Here is a 19600-nt window from a genome sequence, read left to right as displayed (position 1 = left end):
TGAATCAACCACTCAGGCACCTGAATATATTTGTGTTTTACCACTCGGCTCAGCTTTCCCCCTTCTCTAGTCTGTATAAAAAAGCCTTGTAGTTCAGGCCAAGGAGTTTTGCCGCAGCGGCTTTGTTTCCTTGAGTTCGCGCAAGTGCTTGATGCAAACAATCACGCTCAAACTGGAACCAGTTGATCCCTTCCTCCGGAATAACGAATGTCGCTTCCTCCTCCTGGCAAAAAGTCCTTTGTACTTCTGTGCGTAATTCTGCTTCGTCTGCGAGCAATACAAAACGTTCGATGCGATTTGATAACTCTCTGACGTTGCCAGGCCAAGGATAATCAATCAAGCTTTTAAGCATTTTTTGACTGATTTTCGGCGTTTCTACAGCGTATTGTTTGGCGTATTTTTGACAGAAAAATTGAATGAGTTGCGCTACGTCATGTTCCCTTTCTCGCAAAGGCGGCATGTGGATAGGCACAATATTCAAGCGGTAATACAAATCTTCTCTAAATTCACCTTTGGCTATCATTTCCGGGAGATTGCGATGAGTGGCAGCAATAACTCTGATATTAAGCGTTACTTCTTCACTGCCCCCAACAGGAGTGATGGTGCTTTCCTGAAGCACTCGCAGCAGCTTCACCTGCAAAGTCAGAGGTAACTCTCCTACTTCATCGAGAAAGAGGGTCCCCTTATCAGCAAGCAAAAATTGTCCGGGTTTGTCATTTACAGCGCCTGTAAATGCCCCTTTTTTACTGCCAAATAATTCAGCTTCAGCGAGAGACTCAGGGATTGCACCACAATTAACGGTGATAAAGGGGCTGTCAGAGCGAGCCGAACTTTGATGGAGGGCTCTTGCTGCGAGCTCCTTACCGGTGCCACTTTCTCCGGTTATGAGGACCGTTGCATTGGTGTCAGCAATGCGTTCAATGCGCTGATAAACCCGCTGCATACTATCCGAGTTGCCAACAAGATCCACCAGGGATTGCTGTTCAGATAGTGCCGCACGAAGGTTTTGATTACTCAGTCTTAACTGCTGTGCAGTATAAATTTTGTTGATGCATAACAGTAATTGTTGTCGTTCAAAGGGTTTCGCCAGGTAATCATCTGCCCCAGCGGCCATCGCCTCGACGGCATGTTCGATAGAGCCATATGCAGTAGCAATGGCAAAGCCCACGGATATTTCATTGCTTTTTACATAATTTAACAGATCGAGACCGGTAAGGTTTGCCAACTTCCAATCGGAAAACACAACATCAAAGGTTTCTGATTTCAGTGCCAAAATGGCACTTTCTACTGACTCTTTCGCTGTAACCTGATAGCCGGCAAAGGCCAGGATATCAGCCACCACCTGCCGCTGTATTTCATCATCCTCCACCAGCAGAACCCGGATATTGTCATTCATATTACACCTCCTTTGCTAATGTGATAGTAGCCACGCATCCGTTAGGGTGGTTAGGCGAAAGCCTAATAGCACCATCATAGTAGGTGTAACTGATCCGCTGAGCGAGAAACAAACCCATTCCTGCGCCTTCGGGTTTGTCACTAGTATGGGGCCGAAATAACGCTTCGATATCTTTGTTGTCGAGCCCCTCACCTTGATCTACGACTTCAATCTGTATTGTATTCTGTTGCTCTTGCACCTTGATCACAACCTGTTGCTCTGGCTTACTCGCTTCCATGGCATTACTGAGAATGCTGTGAATTACCGCCCTGACTTCTGATACAGCCCCCTTGAGTTTCACTTTAGTTGCTGGACGTTCGAAGACAATTTCGGGAGCATTGTCACTGGCAAACTCCATAATAAGATCAGAGATAATCGAGTTAACGTCCACATCGTTGTCGCGTTTTAAATCATGACTGTTGAGACGCAACATGGTTTTTATGGTTTTATCCAGGTGGCTGATCTTTTGGCGAATGTGTTTAGCCAGTGACATACGAGTTTCTGCCGACACACCTTCCTGTGCAATTTGTTCTACTGCCAAACCAATAGTATTTAACGGATTTCGCAATGTATGCGCTAATCCCTTAGAAACCTCATGAATTTCAACTAATTGTTGCTGTTGTTGCCATTCCCTCTCCTGTTTATTTAGCTGTGCTAATTTCTGGCTCATGTGATTGAATTGCTGCAAAGTATATTTCACTTCATCGACACCCGATTCGACAATTTGGGCGCCAAACTCCCCTTCTTCGAGTCGTTTGAAACCACTGCCCAGTAGTATCAGAGGTATACTGATTTTCCCTGCCAACCAATAAAAATACACAAGCAACAGACACATCAGGATCAGCGTCGTAATGATGATCCCGTCAAAATAATCCGACACCATTGAATGATGCTGATCAAACTGAACAATATGCTGACTCACCAACCTATCGGGGTCATCTGCAAAGGCAATCCGGAAACTATCGCCAACCCGTGTTAATGCCATGGGAGGTTGCTGCACCGCTGCTGGTGCATCCAAACGCACCTGCTGGACTGGCTCTTCTGTCGGCAATACGTGAATGATTTTGGTATCTTTTCCGCCTTTAAACGTGTAGCCATCACCAAGATCCACTTCGTATCCGGGTCTTGATTCCACCACAAGGCGAATTGATTGGGTGTTGGCTTTGGTAAGACGCTCATCTGACACTGTGGTGCTCGTTGTCACTTGCCGGTTTAAGACCTTGACTGCCACATCAGATAAAGCTCTGCTGCGCTGCGCTATTTCATCCTGTATTTGATTTTTAACATAATCAAATAAGGTTAATTGCACTGCCGTTAAAAGGGCAACGAATAATACCGTGATACCAAATAGATAGTGTTTTAGTGAAGTGGGTCTGTACAACGTCATGTTACTCAAGTGTGGCTAAGCCTTATTTGACCATAATAAATGACACAACCTATCAAGAACCGAACCAACTTCGTTGTGTACCGTCTACAGGTGTTATTCAAAGGCGATTGCTGATATTTAAGTCTATGTATGATGAATACTCCAGTAGAAATATCCTGATTTGGGGATATCATTGGCTCATATCGGGAAGTATTTAGGATGTAGTTCGCTTACCCTGCCATAAAAAAACCTATATCACTGATATATAAGGGTTTTATTTTTTGGCACGGACATTGTACTAAACAGTGGGAACTTTACTATCAATAGGAACAACTCATATGAAAACTTCTGCTAAAACATTATTAGCTGCTGCTATCTCCGGCTATCTTGCTTTGGTAGGTAGCGTATCAGCTACTAATGTGATGCCACATAAAATCATCGAAATTCGCGCTGACAATAACAAAAACGTGGTAATAAACGTTGACGATCAAACGCTAACCCTTACCCCGGAAGAGCTGCAAGATGACGATTTACTGGATATTCGTCTCACAGAGTTCGACGATAAGACGCGAGAAACCATCATGCAAACCATCGAAGGTACACGTCATTTGTTTACCGGAAATGGTCATTTTGATTTAACAAAAATCAAAGGCGCCAAAGAACACAAAATGGTCATGGTCAATGGTGGGGATGCTGAACTCCTCAAGAAAGTGTTTATTGATGATGAAAATATTGAAGTGATCGCTGATGGTGATGCTGACAAGAAAGTCATTCACAAACAGATAATTTTAGGCGGACATGGTGAGCACGCAGTTTTAACTGGCCACACTGATGTTATTGTTAAAATGATCGAACGCGGTGAATTCTCACAAGAGGACCTGGATAAAATTCAAATGGCTGTTGATAGCAAAAGATAAGTGCTTCATACAGCCATAATCAAAACGCCTGCCAGTATATCTGCCGGGCGTTTAACTTTATTAACTCGCCCTGCAATTTCAGTCCAGGCGTGCCAGTAATACTTTCGCCTCCTGTTCAGGCACTGGCATTACCGACAACCTCGCCCCTTTTTTCACCAGCGCCAATTCCTGAATCTCCGGCATGGCTTTTATCTCTGCCAAAGGCAATAAATTCGCATATTTTTTGATGAACTTAATGTCCACCCGGTACCAACGAGGATTCTCTGTTTTTGCTTTTGGATCGTAATATTTCGCCTCAGGATCAAATTGGCTGCCATCTACATAGCCCTCTTTAACCACCTCTGCCAATCCCACAATACCCACATTTTTACAGCTGGAGTGGTAAATAAAGACCTGATCGCCAAGCTTGATATCGTCTCTTAAGAAGTTGCGTGCCTGATAATTACGCACCCCATCCCAAGGCTCAGTTTGATCCGGCCTTGCCGCCAAATCATCAATGCCAAACGCATCGGGTTCAGTTTTAAATAGCCAATATCCCATTATATTTTTCACCACAGTTCAAAGAGATAAGACTTTAACAAGCGGCAAGCCAAAACAAAACTTGCAAGTTTTTCGACAACAAATATACTGTATATAAATACAGTATATTTATATCGTTTCTTCAGGTGTTTCCGGTGAATAATATCCTTAGCTATCTTAAAAATAAGCATTTGATATGGCAGGGAAAAGCGTTACACGAGCCCGGTGAAGGTGGCTTGTCTGGGTACCCTGAGCTAGATGCGGAGTTAGAAGGCGGGTTGCCGGGACAAGGTGTTATCGATGTTCATAGTGATATTGGTATTGGTGAGCTGCGCTTGTTTTTACCTTACCTGTTAAACCGTCAAGAACAACAGCAACGCCTGCTAGTGATCATTGCTCCGCCATTGCTAATTAATGGTGAAATGTTAGCGCAAATGGGCATCGATTTAAGTCTGGTGCTGCTAATCTCACCCGACGACCAACAGCAAGCCTTATGGGCCGCAGAACAATGCTTAAAAAGTGATTGTTGCCATACCGTATTAAGCTGGTTGCAAAATTTGGAAATACATCAAATTAAGCGCTTACAGTTGGCGGCAAAACAAAGTAATGCGGTGCAATTTATCTTTCGTTCGCAACTCACCCAAGGCTTGTCACTGCCCGTCACCTTAGCCATGTCGTTGAGCGCACAACCCAAAGGTTTAGAAGTTAAAATCAATAAGCGCATTGGTAGCTGGGTGCATCGCAACATCCATGTGAATATGCAACCACACTGGCCTGCATTGCAACTCACGGAAAGTCATAATAATCATAATAACGTCATTCCTTTCCCGAAAAGACACGCCAGTTAAGCATCAATATCGGGTGGCGTATGAAGAAACTGTGGTTATACCTGCATTTCCCTGCTCTGCAGATGGACTGTCAATTTGCAACCGAAAACGATAAAGCCATTATTATCCTGGATGCCAAAGACAACCGTATCCGCCAGTTAAATAGCCAGGCGCAACAGGCTGGACTCAAGCCGGGTATGGGTCTGGGCAGCGCCAGTGCTTTGTGTCATGAGCTCCAGGTAGAGCCTTATAACCCAGATTATGAAACCAATAAAATAAAACACCTCTGCGATAGTTTGTACCAACTCACTTCCGATATAGTGCCATTTTCGTCCAATGGCGTTTTATTGCGCATTCATACCATGCTGCGTTTTTATCAGGGCCTGGACAACTACTGGCAAGCCATATCCAGAACCCTGCATAACAACCAGGTGAGGTTTCATTACGCAACGGGTTCAACCCCATTTGCTGCCAAACTACTGGCCGAATCAGGTTGGGATACAATCACCGATAATCATCCCAATATGCGCAAACAGTTACTAGCACAACCTATAGAGGCAAGCGAGCTAGATAACAAAACCATTGAAAACCTGAAACGCGTCGGTATTCGATTGATTGGCGATCTGGCGGCCATTTCTCTCAATGATATCGCCAAGCGCTTTGATATCCAGCTTCTGACTTACATGGGGCGCCTGCTGGGTGAATTACATCACAGTGTGAATTTTTACCATCCGGAGAAGCGCTTTAACCGTCGCCTTGAGTTGCTTTACGAAATCGACAATACCCAGATATTATTACCTCCAGCGACGTTGCTTTTGGAAGCACTGGAAGACTTTTTACTGATCAGAGAGCAGGTCACCGAAGAGATTATCTTGAGCCTGCACCAACGTGAGCAAGCCAGCTTGCCCGTACAGGTAAATAGTGCTGAGGGTGAATATCGGGCAACCACATGGCAGGCCTTGTTAAAATTAAAGCTGGAAAATGTACAACTAAAATCTCCTGTATATGCCCTGTCATTGGAAACCGGCAATGTCAGACTCAAAACAGCACAAAGTAATGATCTGTTTAGCGGCAAGAAAAGTGTTTTGTCTCAAGCACAGCTGATTAGCTTATTACAAGCCAGGCTGGGCCTGGAAAAAGTTCAGACAGTTAGCTTGCAAGATGATTTTCGTCCTGAGTACATCAATTGTTATCAGGCTGCCGGAAAACCTTTACCAGCAATCCCCCAATTGCAAGCCAATCGGCCCTTCTTTTTGCTTGCAAAACCACAGCGGTTGACCGAAAAAGTTCAGCTGGTACAAGGGCCTGAGCGTATTCTGTCCGGTTGGTGGGACGATCACCCGGTACTGCGAGATTATTTTATCGCTCACTCTGTGCAAGGGCGTTGGTATTGGGTGTTCCGCACCACAAAACAGCAATGGTTCCTGCACGGCATTTTCAGCTGAGCCAAACCTATGTCATACGCTGAATTGTTTTGTCAGAGCAATTTTTCATTTCTCAGCGGGGCTTCACATCCGGAAGAGCTGATTCAGCGCGCCCATTTTTTAAGGTATCAGGCGCTGGCGATCACCGATGAATGTTCGGTGGCAGGCATTGTTCGCGCTTATAGCGAACAGCAAAAACACGATTTGCCCATCAAACTTATTGTTGGCAGTTACTTTCGCTTTCAGGATGAATTGCAGTTGGTATTGTTGTGTCCTCATAAAGAAGCCTACAGTGAACTGTGCCGTATTATCACCAACGCCAGACGACGTTCGCCCAAAGGCGAATATCAATTACAGGAATGGGATCTGAAAACCTGCCAACACTGCCTGGTACTGTGGCTCCCCCACGGAGACAGGGAGACTGACAAACACTGGGCAGAATGGTTAAAAAAACATTATAAACAGCGATTGTGGCTGGGTGTGCAGCGACATTTAAAAGCTAATGAGCAAGACTACCTGGCCCACTGCAAACAACTTGCGAATCAATGGCATATTCCCATCAGCGCCTGTGGTGGGGTGCTCATGCACGAAGCAGAGCGTTTACCGTTACAGCATATCGTCAGCGCCATTAAAGCGGGTACGCCAGTGGCGCAATTAGGTCGTAATTTACTCAGTAATGCTGAGCGTTGTTTAAGGCCAATGGATAAGATAAGAAGCCTATTCCCAAGCGAATGGATAGAAGCAAGTACTCACATTGCACAACGGTGTAGCTTTAGCCCACAGGAGCTTAAGTATCAGTATCCGCAAGAGCTGATCCCCGCAGGTTACACCCCCAAAAAATACTTACGAGAATGCGTATTAAAAGGTATGCAAGTGCGTTTTGCTCAGCCTCCAGAGAACTACTTTGCCATCAAGCGCATTATTGCCAAAGAGCTCAAACTCATCGCCGAGATGGAGTACGAATACTTCTTTCTGACTATCTACGACATCGTACAGTTTGCCAAGCAACAACGCATTCTCTATCAAGGACGCGGCTCTGCCGCCAATTCAGTTGTATGTTATTGCCTGGAGATCACCGCCGTCGATCCCAGGCAGATTTCCGTACTCTTTGAGCGCTTCATTTCCAAAGAGCGCAATGAACCACCAGATATTGATGTGGATTTTGAACACGAACGACGCGAAGAAGTCATTCAATACATCTATCAGAAATACGGCCGGGAGCGCACGGCGCTCGCGGCCACCGTCACCACTTACCGCTTCAAAAGTGCCTTGCGCGAGGTGGGAAAAGCCTTGGGGATTGCCGAAATACAATTAGATTATTTTATTAAAAATATAAACCGCCGGGATCGCGGCCTGGACTGGCAGGCACAAATCGTGGAACTGGGCCTTGCCAGTAGTGCCAGTCAAAGCGAAAAGCTGGTGAACCTGGTAGAAGAGCTAAAAGGCTTTCCGCGCCATTTATCGCAGCATGTTGGCGGCTTTGTGATTTCCGCAGGGCCACTGTACCAGCTTGTTCCCGTAGAGAATGCTGCCATGCCAGAACGCACAGTGATCCAATGGGATAAAGACGACCTGGAAAGTCTGGCACTCCTGAAAGTGGATGTTTTGGCCTTGGGCATGCTCACTGCCATACGTAAGATGTTCCAACTTGTATGGCAGCATTATGGGCGCAAACTCAGTATTGCCGACATTACCCGCAAACAAGACGATGCCAATGTATATCGCATGATCCAACAAGCTGACACCGTAGGAGTATTTCAGATTGAATCCCGGGCGCAAATGAGTATGTTGCCCCGCCTGAAGCCTCGCAATTACTACGATCTGGTGATTCAGATAGCCATTGTGCGACCCGGCCCCATTCAAGGCGATATGGTACATCCCTTTTTACGCCGCCGTGACGGCAAAGAGCCTGAAACCTACCCTTCAGAAGAGGTTAAAGCCGTACTCAAGCGCACTCGAGGCGTACCCATCTTTCAGGAGCAAGTGATCAAGCTGGCCATGGTAGCTGCGGGTTTTACTGGCGGCGAAGCGGATCAGTTACGTCGAGCGATGGCCTCCTGGAAAAAAAACGGAGAGCTGCTGAAGTTCAAAAGCAAGCTCATCAGCGGCATGATGAATCGCGGCTACAACTACGAATACGCAGAGCGCATTTTTAAACAGATCTGTGGTTTTGGCGAATACGGTTTTCCCGAGTCCCATTCCGCATCATTTGCCATTCTGGCTTATGTGTCTTCTTGGTTAAAATATTATTACCCCGAAGCCTTTTATACCGGTTTGATGAATAGCTGGCCGATGGGCTTCTATACGCCCTCGCAACTGGTTCAGGATGCCAGACAGCACGATATCAAGGTATTGCCCGTGTGTATCAACCATTCAAACTGGGATCATCAGATGGAAAAACAAAGCAAAGGTTATGCTCTGCGCCTGGGCTTGAGGCAGGTGAAAGGCTTTTCAGCAAGCGCAGCCCATATACTACTGCAGAACCGTCCCACACAGGGCTACAAGTATGTCAACCAGCTAAAACAACTCACTATTAAAAGCAACGAACTGCAGGCCCTGGCCAGCGCGGATGCCATGCATCAAATTGAACAAAATCGATATCAAACCCGTTGGGCGCTATTAAATCGCGAATCTGAATTGCCACTGTTCAACGAACTGCACGAGCCAACGCAAGGTTATCAGCACCAACCTGACGATATTGAAAATCTGTTAGAAGATTATCAGTCCACTCGACTAACACTAAAACAACACCCAATAGCACTGTTACAAGCACAAGGGCAACTGGGCAAGTTTACCTCTGCCCGCGAGCTGGCTAATGCACGTCATCAATCTATTATTACCGCTATAGGCATGGTAACAGGTCGTCAGGCCCCCGGAACGGCTTCAGGAGTGACGTTTATCACCTTAGAAGATCATACGGGTAATATTAACGTTATCGTCTGGAGAGCCACCGCCAGAGCACAGAAACAAGCCTATCTGAAAGCCCATATACTGAAAGTGACTGGTGTTCTGGAGCGAGGAGATGGCGGAGTGACGCACCTGATCGCTGGCAAACTGGAAGATCAAAGTCACTTACTAGCGCAACTCTCCAGCCGTTCAAGAGATTTTCATTAACGCTAACACCTTGTAAAATAACATCACAAATGAATTCAAGGATGATAAAGATGACTCCAGAACCTCATTACGCCAGCTACAATTTGGCGGAGCTTCTCGAAGTACAAGAGAATATCGATAAAGAAAGATTCCCCAATCGCGCTGCAAAAGTGGATGACGAAATTCAAAAGCGACTGGCGGCTGGGGAAAAACCTGATTACGAAGCCTCCTCTCATCAGCATGATGAGGAACGAGACTCGGTGGAATTCCTGTTAGATTTTCAGGGCGAAGAACAACAACCCCTCAGAAAGTTCTTTTTGGCCAGTATCGCAATTATTCATATAATTATTGGCGGGTTGATTTATGATCGCCTGAACCTTCCTGAGTACCAGTCATTACCGCAATACCTGATCAATGTAGAAAAAACTCAATGCCTTAAAATGGGTTCTAGAGATCATCGCTATTATGATTTTGTCGTACTCTCTTGGGGGTACAAGTTTTACGCCATTGATGTCAATCAAAACCTGTGTACCAAGCTGTATCGCAATATTGAAAAAGAAACCGACCTCAAGATATGGCATCAGGATGGTGTTATTTTTCACATGATGGCGGGTGATAAAGTACTGCTCTCTCAGCAATATTTACGCAATAACTACCGCAGTAATCAGGTCGAGCACCTGCTCAGCTGGTATATGATACCCTTGTTATTTTGGGTCTTAATGTTCAAATCAGTAGTCAATGCCATCAGACCTGGTACCTTTATCGCGGAATAAAAAAGCCCTCATTGTGAGGGCTTTTTTGATTAGTCTACGAAAGGACTTCGTGCGCTGGTCAAATTGTGCAATTGCACGGGTCTTAGCAAAGGTTGTCCCCCATCTCTTGAAATAGGTGACCATGGAATTCGCCCTCGTGACATTGAAGGTCGCAATGAAAAGATGTCGAAGGGTACACTAATAAAAAAGCCTTTGGTAAAACTGCCTTCACCATACTCCTCTGCTGAAATATCAGTAATTGCTGCATACGCACCTACCGTGACACCACTATCAAACTTGCGCTCAAACTCAAATCGAACCCCTTTGTCTTTCGCCAGGAATTGACCAACGTTAAACGAAAGCTTTACGTCTTCCCAAAATTCTGGCTGCCAATAGATATTTGCATGGCCAGTAAAGGCTTCATAATCTCTGAAGTCATAATCGTTTTCGAAAGAGCGTTGTTTGACGTAGTTAAGATCAACACCAAAGCCGATATTACTATCTACAGGTTGATAGTAAATTTCTCCACCAATACCACCATACATGGTTTCCAGATAACCGCCGTAAGCCTGTACGTAAATATCGTCAGTAATGTTATCAATCCAGTGAGCAAATAGGGAATCAACTGAAACATTGCTCTTTTGGATATACTCTCGAACGTAGGTTCTTACTCTAGGTACTGAAGAACTAAACGCGTCTACCGTAAAATTAAAGTTGTCAAAATTATCCAGCAAGTTGACTCTGACGTTTGTGTTCAATGTAGTGTGTTTGTTGAAGGCATAGCCACCATTGAGATAAACGCCAAACTGAAATAGATAAAATGCCTCTGGTGAACCAAAAGATTGGGTCCAGTATGTGCGCATATCACCATAAAAACCGGTAAATTCGGTATCTGCCTTTTTAGCCATAAGCTCTGGATCGGGATTTTTACGCTCATATGCCACAGATAAATCGTCTTCAACCTTGTCGCGATTTGCTATCGCAATAAATTCCTCTGCATCAATTACCGTTTCAACGAGTGGCACAGCACCATTAGTTTCTACTATGTGGTATGTCTTAATATCGTCAGGGACTTGTTGCGCTATCGCCCGTCCAATACGCTCTATGGCTTCATCTTGATTGCGATAGAAATTCCTCGTGCCATATACAACGAACTTGTCTTCTTCCAACCTAAAGTCTCGCACTGCGATCCCGGACTGAGACACCTTCGATGCTAATTCATCAGTATCAACATCTTTTAACGCGAGGTCTGGATTGCGCTCTTTAAGAGACTCCTTCTCAGGCTGGACTTTATATTGGCTGGCCTTATGGAAATTAAACGTGTAGTTGACCCCAAAACCGAAGGTATTACCACGCTCCCAAGACAACGAAAAATCGAATCCTTCATACAGATAGTTAATGCCAAAGTTCCAGCGACTGTCTTGAACCAAAGGCGCAGCCCGCTCATCAGTATAATCGTTACCTTCATATTCAACTTTAAAGCGTAGTGGTTGCCAGGGAGATTGATATTCAATTCCACCAATCAAAGAAGCGTTACCACTAAAAAAGTCACCAACTTCTAATTGCCCCCCTTGGTCGACCCCAAAGCCGCCAAATTCATCACGAGAACAGAAACGATCGGCTATATCACATAGTGGGTTCGATATAGTTCCAGCATTACCCAGATATCCCCAGCCAATCCCCAAATGGAAGTCAAAATGACCAAAGCGTTTGCTGGCAGTTAAATATTCACTTTCAAAGAAACCCGTGCCTCCGAAATCTCTGAAACCTACGGCAAGCTGTGGTATCCAATAAGATTCCTCAAGGAGCTTTAACTTAATATCTATACCCTTATCTTTAGCAGTTTGGTTGCCACTAAAATTTGGATCACTACTGTAAAGAAGGTTCCTGAAATCTGTATAGCGCACAGTAGTCTCCAACCACGGAAACAACTGCAATGATGCTGACCAGAAACGATATTCACCGTTATCCTTATAACCTAACGTAAAGTCCCCATCCTGCATCATTCTGGATGTAGGAGTTTGCAACAGTCCAACTCCGCCTAAATCTGAAAACGAGAACATTTCCCTGTCATTATTCAAACGAGGGACATCGTCAGCCATAGCCGTACTAACTGAACCAAACAAGAGTGCTAAAGAAGTTTTAACCAAATATCCTTTTTTCAATTGATCTTGCTCCCTAATAACTGCGCAATCGAAATGTTCAACTGCTCATTTTCAGAAGAAAATGGCAACTCTTTTATGGGTATATAAATGGTGCCACCCGGCGGGACTTCGACATGTTCAATGTTTTCAAATCCCAATGAGACTTTCTTCGTCTGACCATTGGGGTGGATAACAAAGACGAAAGTTTTGTCAGCATAAGGAAGGTATTCTATAGAATCCGCCTGCAAGTAATCGCGAACATGAGACATGCTCTGATGCGCTAGCTTTTTAGTTTGAGATATGGCTCCCACTACATTTACCGTGTAAACCCTAAACGGTAAATGCAATCGATATCGACCATCGCTGAGCCTGGGATTTAGTTCTTCTCGAATTCTAATGAGGTCGTAGTCTAGATTTAGGGGCAATCTGGTGGCAACCTGCCACTTTTCTACTTCTTCCTGCAAAGAAACAAGTGTCTGCATTTTTGATGTTGCGACACCAGTTTTTGACTTGATCTGTTGTAACAAAGCAATAACGTCAGATTTATGATTATTTGCAGTTTTGTCGTCAAGAGCATAAAGAGAGCTGTTGTGCCAATAGAAATCTGTTCCCAAGACTAGCCTATTCAGCACTGCTGATAAGCGGGGATTGATATCGTATCGAATAACATTACCAGCATATTCAATTTCAACATCCGCTTTAAGCACCGATGTAAATAACGCGAGGAGAAAAAATGATTTTTTAAACACTGTAACCATCCTATTTACATTAATCTTGCCGCATTACTAACAAAATCAATTTCAAACCTATCCGCAAAAGGTGCGCCTTTCTGGACTGTCTTTAGCAGTAAAGAAGATTCTTCATCTACCCAATAGATGTTTTCCCAGTTTGAGCCATCTGCATAGATAATATTTTCAGTGATTTTAAGTACGTTAAAGCTATTACCCATTATTTGTACTGTATCTTTACTACTATTAAAGTTTGAACTAACGTCATAACCGTACTCTCCAGCAGACCAATCAACCTGCCATTGCCAGGATTTGCCATTTAAACCACCAATATCTGACAATGGGTCTTTCTGACCACTAAAAATTGCCAATAGATCATTATTAAATCCGACTGTTTTTATGATCCGATAATTTTTCAGCACCAACATAGCGCGGTCTTTTGAGATCCATTTTTCTTTGTCAAACTCATGATACGCTTTAGCTATTTTTGCAAGCGGACGGTCACCACTTCTGATAAGCGCTAGATCTATTTCAGAGTTTTGGACTTCTTCCAGCGTTACTGCAATATCTTCGTTAAGCAACAGCGCTAACTTGATGTTGTCATAATGTACTTTAAGAGGGTTACTACAGGCAGTTATGCCTAGACCAAGTAACAAAAACAATGTGGGTTTTAATATTTTCATAAATGCTTTGAACAATAAAAAAGCCGCCCTCGGGCGGCTTTTCTCTATAATTTGTAATGGCTTAAGGTACTAACACTGGAAGATATGTAATTGTATTAGTGATAGTGATACCACTTTCATCTCGAATGGTATTCGCAGGGATAATACAAACTCCATCGATCAAATCTCCACCGCGAGGGTCAGTACACTGCAGAGTCTGTGTTGTACAAACGCCGTTGAACTTAACCTGGCCAGCTGGACATACACAAGCACCATTTTGAAGTACTTCGTCGGCTTCACAAGTGATACCATCATCGTCGTTGTTAGCAATAATTGCTGCGGCAACACCAACGGCAACTGCGCCAATCACGACTGCATTTTCAGCGATAAAACCCGCGGTTGAATTTGCAGCTGCACCAGCTTCTGCTTCCTCTTGTGCTGATACATTTGCTCCCAGCGACAAGAGAGCGACCATCATTAAAGAAATAACTTTTTTCATTTTTTGCTCTCAAGTAAAAATAATTAACTAATATGAATGCTACAAGATCAACTGTGTACCTGCAACATCAATTTTTGATCCTTCACATAAATTTAATTGATTTCCGTGTTTTAAACCATTTAGGGCACGTTGTGTAGCTCTGTATATCTTTAACGCGCACCCTTTAAGTTATTTTCCAACACATAACTAATTACTTGTAAGGGTTTGTAACTCATGCGTGAGAGGGGACTCTGATATGGAACCAATTACCGTATCACGTTGGTTTTAAGTAGAAAGTGATACTGCTATTACCTAAAAACTGCCCCCATTTCTTTACAGGTGAATACCGGGACAACATTTCAATCAAAGAGCTACACAATTTTACATATCAGGCATCTTTGTTGGTTTTAATCCAACCGAGCATCCAAAAATAAGCCTTTGAAATGTTATTGCAATCTATTTGGAATTAAATGACTACTCACACTCTAAGGATTTCAGTCCATGTTAATTTCAGATTCACACCGTTTTATATTTGTACATGTTAGAAAGTCTGGAGGTACAAGCATTCGTGATAGTGTAGAGAAACTTAGTAATCCCATTAATAAGAGTTTAGGAGCTAAAGTTAAAAGCCGATTTTTGAAATTAGAAAGAGATCATAGAAAATATGCTTACCGGTTCCATGAGGATATCAACACGGTCAAACAGCTAATGCCAGATGAGACCTTTAAGTCTTACTTCAAATTCGCTTTTGTGAGAAATCCATGGAGCCGCTTAGCTTCAGAATATGAGTATATTCGCAGAACGCCAGAACATGGCCGACATGCTAAATTGAAACAAATGGAATTCAGCGATTTTATCAAATACCAAAGTAGGCGAAAGGACGCACACCAAATAAACATGCTCACCGACAAAAATGGCAATCTTCAATTAGATTTTGTAGGTAAGTTTGAAAATCTGGCCAATGATTGGAAAACAGTCACAGATCAACTTGGAATCGAAAACATCGCCTTACCCCACAGAAACAATGCAGGTATTAAGAATTACGACTCTTATTACACACCTGAAACTGAAAAGCTTGTCACACGCCTATGGCAAAGAGACATTGAAACTTTTGATTATGTATAAGTTACCTTGAAGGGAATCAAAACCCTAAAGGAAAATTTTCTAAAGTAGCGATAACGCTAAACCCTTTACTCTGTTCTTATGTGCCGCGTTACGTTCGGCTTTAGCCGGACAAAGACGAGGACTTATAACTAAGTTGTCGAGATAAATCTCGACCTACAAGTGTGTCTTACATGGGGGTGAAAGGTGGGTTTACAGGAACGAAGTTCCGGCCCCTTGAACGACGGGGCGACGGACGGCCCGGCTGGCAGCCCTAAGCTACATGGATGTAGTGAATGCCGTTTTTGCAGGAGCAAAAAACGGCCACAGGGATGTTTGTACCCCGTACGCTAATCACAACGCAGATGATGAAGTTACTATTGATGGGTTAGGTTTCTCTTGTAGATTAGCGCAGCTAATTTCTATTTGGAGAGAGGGCTACCCGACATGAACGCCAGGAATGATAATGTTTACTGCCGCAGAAACGAAAAAAGGCCACCCAACTGGGTAGCCTTCTTTCTAACCAGGAGCCTGGCGGTAGCGACCGCCATGGATGGCGAGGCTGGATGCCCCTTCAGGGACGATTGTTACTCGTGCTCTAATCAGACAATAAGTAAAGCCATGTTAAACAATGGGTTAGGCATCTCTTGTAGATTAGCGCAGCTAATCACTATTTAGGGGAAGGGCTATCCGTTGATGCTGATACAACACCATGACTTTTCGGGATCGCAAATGCAAAAAAGGGCTACCCTTTCGGATAGCCCTTTCTCTAAATAGGAGCCTGGCGGTGTGCTACTCTCACATGGGGAAGCCCCACACTACCATCGCCGCTAATACGTTTCACTGCTGAGTTCGGAATGGATTCAGGTGGTTCCGTATCGCTATGGCCGCCAGACAAAACTGGAAACAAACTTGGAAATTCTGATAAATCGTGTATGAGGGTAAGCGCGTCTTACTCTTAACATAAGCAAGTGCTTGTTTGTCACAACACCAAATAATACCGGGTGTTGTATGATTAAGCCTCGCGGGCAATTAGTACAGGTTAGCTTAACGCCTTACAACGCTTCCACACCCTGCCTATCAACGTCTTAGTCTTAAACAACCCTTCAGGACAGTTAAACTGTCAGGGATGACTCATCTTTGGGCCGGCTTCCCGCTTAGATGCTTTCAGCGGTTATCCGTTCCGAACGTAGCTACCGGGCAATGCGATTGGCATCACAACCCGAACACCAGCGGTTCGTCCACTCCGGTCCTCTCGTACTAGGAGCAGCTCCCATCAATCATCCAACGCCCACACCAGATAGGGACCGAACTGTCTCACGACGTTCTAAACCCAGCTCGCGTACCACTTTAAATGGCGAACAGCCATACCCTTGGGACCGACTTCAGCCCCAGGATGTGATGAGCCGACATCGAGGTGCCAAACACCGCCGTCGATATGAACTCTTGGGCGGTATCAGCCTGTTATCCCCGGAGTACCTTTTATCCGTTGAGCGATGGCCCTTCCATTCAGAACCACCGGATCACTATGACCTACTTTCGTATCTGCTCGACGTGTCTGTCTCGCAGTTAAGCTAGCTTATGCCATTGCACTAACCTCACGATGTCCGACCGTGATTAGCTAACCTTCGTGCTCCTCCGTTACTATTTGGGAGGAGACCGCCCCAGTCAAACTACCCACCAGACACTGTCCACAACCCGGATTACGGGTCAGTGTTAGAACATCAAACATACAAGGGTGGTATTTCAAGGATGGCTCCACGCTATCTGGCGACAACGCTTCAAAGCCTCCCACCTATCCTACACATGTAGGGTCAATGTTCAGTGCCAAGCTGTAGTAAAGGTTCACGGGGTCTTTCCGTCTAGGTGCGGGTACACAGCATCTTCACTGCGATTTCAATTTCACTGAGTCTCGGGTGGAGACAGCATGGCCATGGTTACACCATTCGTGCAGGTCGGAACTTACCCGACAAGGAATTTCGCTACCTTAGGACCGTTATAGTTACGGCCGCCGTTTACCGGGGCTTCGATCAAGAGCTTCGCTTACGCTAACCCCATCAATTAACCTTCCGGCACCGGGCAGGTGTCACACCGTATACGTCATCTTTCGATTTAGCACAGTGCTGTGTTTTTAATAAACAGTCCCAGCCATCTGGTCACTGCGACCCCCATCTGCTTACCACGCGAAGTGTTCACAAACAGGGGCGTACCTTCTCCCGAAGTTACGGTACTATTTTGCCGAGTTCCTTCACCCGAGTTCTCTCAAGCGCCTTAGTATTCTCTACCTGACCACCTGTGTCGGTTTGGGGTACGGTTCTTATATACATACGTTTAGAGGATTTTCCTGGAAGCCGGGCATCAACTGCTTCGCTACCGTAGTAGCTCGTCTCGTGTCTCGGCCTTAGGAACCCGGATTTACCTGAGTCCCCAGCCTACGCACTTTCACGTGGACAACCAACGCCACGCCAGCCTAGCCTTCTCCGTCACCCCATCACTGTATATAAAAGTACGGGAATATTAACCCGTTTCCCATCGACTACGCATTTCTGCCTCGCCTTAGGGGCCGACTTACCCTGCCCTGATTAGCATGGGACAGGAAACCTTGGTCTTCCGGCGTGGGGGTTTTTCACCCCCATTATCGTTACTCATGTCAGCATTCGCACTTGTGATATGTCCAGCAAACCTCTCGATTCACCTTCATCCACTTACACAACGCTCCCCTACCCAGCACTTACGTGCTGCCGCAGCTTCGGTATATTGCTTAGCCCCGTTACATCTTCCGCGCAGGCCGACTCGACTAGTGAGCTATTACGCTTTCTTTAAAGGGTGGCTGCTTCTAAGCCAACCTCCTAGCTGTCTTAGCCTTCCCACATCGTTTCCCACTTAGCAATATTTGGGGACCTTAGCTGGCGGTCTGGGTTGTTTCCCTCTCCACGACGGACGTTAGCACCCGCCGTGTGTCTCCCGGATAGTACTCATTGGTATTCGGAGTTTGCATGGGGTTGGTAAGTCGGGATGACCCCCTAGCCCAAACAGTGCTCTACCCCCAATGGTATTCGTCCGAGGCGCTACCTAAATAGCTTTCGGGGAGAACCAGCTATCTCCCGGTTTGATTGGCCTTTCACCCCCAGCCACAGGTCATCCCCTAACTTTTCAACGTTAGTGGGTTCGGTCCTCCAGTTGATGTTACTCAACCTTCAACCTGCCCATGGCTAGATCACCGGGTTTCGGGTCTATACCTTGCAACTACGCGCCCAGTTAAGACTCGCTTTCGCTACGGCTCCCCTATTCGGTTAACCTCGCTACAAAATATAAGTCGCTGACCCATTATACAAAAGGTACGCAGTCACAGAACAAGTCTGCTCCCACTGCTTGTACGTATACGGTTTCAGGTTCTATTTCACTCCCCTCGCCGGGGTTCTTTTCGCCTTTCCCTCACGGTACTGGTTCACTATCGGTCAGTCAGGAGTATTTAGCCTTGGAGGATGGTCCCCCCATCTTCAGACAAGATAACACGTGTCCCGTCCTACTTAATATGTGCTTTATGTTGCTTCGTGTACGGGGCTATCACCCTGTATCGCTCAACTTCCCAGAAGATTCCACTACAACATAAACCATCGGCTGTTACCCGTTCGCTCGCCGCTACTAAGGCAATCTCAATTGATTTCTTTTCCTGAGGGTACTTAGATGTTTCAGTTCCCCTCGTTTGCTTCTGTAACCTATGAATTCAGTTACAGATGACCTAAAAGGCCGGGTTTCCCCATTCGGACATCGTAGGTTATAACGGGTTTTATCACCTTACCTACGCTTTTCGCAGATTTACACGTCCTTCATCGCCTCTGACTGCCAAGGCATCCACCGTATACGCTTAGTCACTTAATCATACAACCCCTGTATCACTCAATGTTGCCATCTTATGAACAGACGCTGCTGTTGACTGTAACTCGCCTATGTCAGATAGAGTAAAACGCTATCGTTTACCCTAAATTTTTTAAAAATACATACTTGGTTGATATCAAATGCATTACTTTTGCAATACATCAATATCGATGATTTATCAGCTTTTCCAGTTTGTTAAAGAACAGTTTAAGGCAGACCCGAGGGTCAAAAAACCTTAACAGATAAACTTAAAAGCAAACCTATCTGTTAAGGCT

The 19600-nt window shown here is 45.0% G+C and carries 13 protein-coding genes and 2 rRNA genes; 6 read left to right on the top strand and 9 right to left on the bottom strand.

Translation table 11 applies throughout. The annotated features are described in order from the left end of the window. Positions 1–49 precede the first annotated feature (49 nt). Both AABA75_RS00220 and AABA75_RS00215 read right to left on the bottom strand, forming a co-directional pair. On the bottom strand, positions 50–1396 hold the full coding sequence (locus AABA75_RS00220; RefSeq protein WP_338290293.1) for a sigma-54-dependent transcriptional regulator: 1347 nt from the start codon (positions 1394–1396) through the stop codon (positions 50–52). Position 1397: 1 nt separating this feature from the next. Continuing rightward, on the bottom strand, positions 1398–2822 hold the full coding sequence (locus AABA75_RS00215) for a HAMP domain-containing sensor histidine kinase (protein WP_338290292.1): 1425 nt from the start codon (positions 2820–2822) through the stop codon (positions 1398–1400). 317 nt (positions 2823–3139) lie between these two features. Between AABA75_RS00215 and AABA75_RS00210 the strand changes: the two genes are divergently transcribed. Next, positions 3140–3718 (top strand): hypothetical protein, encoded by a 579-nt coding sequence (locus AABA75_RS00210; protein ID WP_338290291.1) that lies wholly within the window; start codon positions 3140–3142, stop codon positions 3716–3718. Between the two features lie 78 nt (positions 3719–3796). Here AABA75_RS00210 and AABA75_RS00205 read toward each other — a convergent pair whose 3' ends face one another. Further along, positions 3797–4258 carry an EVE domain-containing protein gene (locus AABA75_RS00205; RefSeq protein ID WP_338294773.1) on the bottom strand — a complete coding sequence of 154 codons (462 nt, stop codon included), beginning with the start codon at positions 4256–4258 and terminating at the stop codon, positions 3797–3799. A 134-nt stretch (positions 4259–4392) separates the two neighbouring features. On the opposite strand from AABA75_RS00205, the gene imuA reads away from it, so the two are divergent. The 4 genes from imuA to AABA75_RS00185 are packed head-to-tail and all read left to right on the top strand — an operon-like array spanning position 4393 to position 10354. Beyond that, entirely contained in the window at positions 4393–5085 is a 693-nt protein-coding gene (imuA, locus tag AABA75_RS00200) for a translesion DNA synthesis-associated protein ImuA (protein WP_338290290.1), read from the top strand. A 20-nt stretch (positions 5086–5105) separates the two neighbouring features. Further along, entirely contained in the window at positions 5106–6509 is a 1404-nt protein-coding gene (locus tag AABA75_RS00195) for a Y-family DNA polymerase (RefSeq protein WP_338290289.1), read from the top strand. A 9-nt stretch (positions 6510–6518) separates the two neighbouring features. Further along, positions 6519–9602, top strand: coding sequence for an error-prone DNA polymerase (locus AABA75_RS00190; protein ID WP_338290288.1), 3084 nt, complete (start codon positions 6519–6521; stop codon positions 9600–9602). A gap of 50 nt (positions 9603–9652) precedes the next feature. After that, the gene (locus AABA75_RS00185; RefSeq protein WP_338290287.1) at positions 9653–10354 is read left to right on the top strand and encodes a hypothetical protein; all 702 of its coding nucleotides are present in this window, start codon (positions 9653–9655) and stop codon (positions 10352–10354) included. A gap of 29 nt (positions 10355–10383) precedes the next feature. Here the strand turns inward: AABA75_RS00185 and AABA75_RS00180 are convergent, their stop codons facing one another. The 4 genes from AABA75_RS00180 to AABA75_RS00165 form a co-directional block, all read right to left on the bottom strand. Then, on the bottom strand, positions 10384–12498 hold the full coding sequence (locus AABA75_RS00180) for a YjbH domain-containing protein (protein ID WP_338290286.1): 2115 nt from the start codon (positions 12496–12498) through the stop codon (positions 10384–10386). Continuing rightward, a complete protein-coding gene (locus tag AABA75_RS00175; RefSeq protein WP_338290285.1) occupies positions 12495–13226 on the bottom strand; it encodes a capsule biosynthesis GfcC family protein in 732 nt (243 codons plus the stop codon). The genes AABA75_RS00180 and AABA75_RS00175 overlap by 4 nt, the downstream gene beginning before the upstream one ends. Before the next feature lie 14 nt (positions 13227–13240). Beyond that, positions 13241–13888, bottom strand: coding sequence for a YjbF family lipoprotein (locus tag AABA75_RS00170; RefSeq protein ID WP_338290283.1), 648 nt, complete (start codon positions 13886–13888; stop codon positions 13241–13243). A 61-nt stretch (positions 13889–13949) separates the two neighbouring features. Continuing rightward, a complete protein-coding gene (locus AABA75_RS00165) occupies positions 13950–14366 on the bottom strand; it encodes a hypothetical protein (protein ID WP_338290281.1) in 417 nt (138 codons plus the stop codon). Positions 14367–14846: 480 nt separating this feature from the next. Here AABA75_RS00165 and AABA75_RS00160 point away from each other — a divergent pair, with 480 nt between their 5' ends. Beyond that, positions 14847–15470 (top strand): sulfotransferase family 2 domain-containing protein, encoded by a 624-nt coding sequence (locus AABA75_RS00160; RefSeq protein ID WP_338290279.1) that lies wholly within the window; start codon positions 14847–14849, stop codon positions 15468–15470. Positions 15471–16225: 755 nt separating this feature from the next. Here AABA75_RS00160 and rrf read toward each other — a convergent pair. Next, positions 16226–16341: ribosomal RNA gene (rrf, locus tag AABA75_RS00155) — 5S ribosomal RNA — on the bottom strand. Between the two features lie 116 nt (positions 16342–16457). Next, positions 16458–19328: ribosomal RNA gene (locus AABA75_RS00150) — 23S ribosomal RNA — on the bottom strand. Between the last annotated feature and the right edge of the window lie 272 nt (positions 19329–19600).

Source organism: Planctobacterium marinum (genome assembly GCF_036322805.1).
Classification (GTDB): Bacteria; Pseudomonadota; Gammaproteobacteria; order Enterobacterales; family Alteromonadaceae; genus Planctobacterium; species Planctobacterium marinum_A.
The sequence above is the reverse complement of the archived record's forward strand: the minus strand, read 5'-3'. Positions and strand labels throughout refer to the sequence as shown.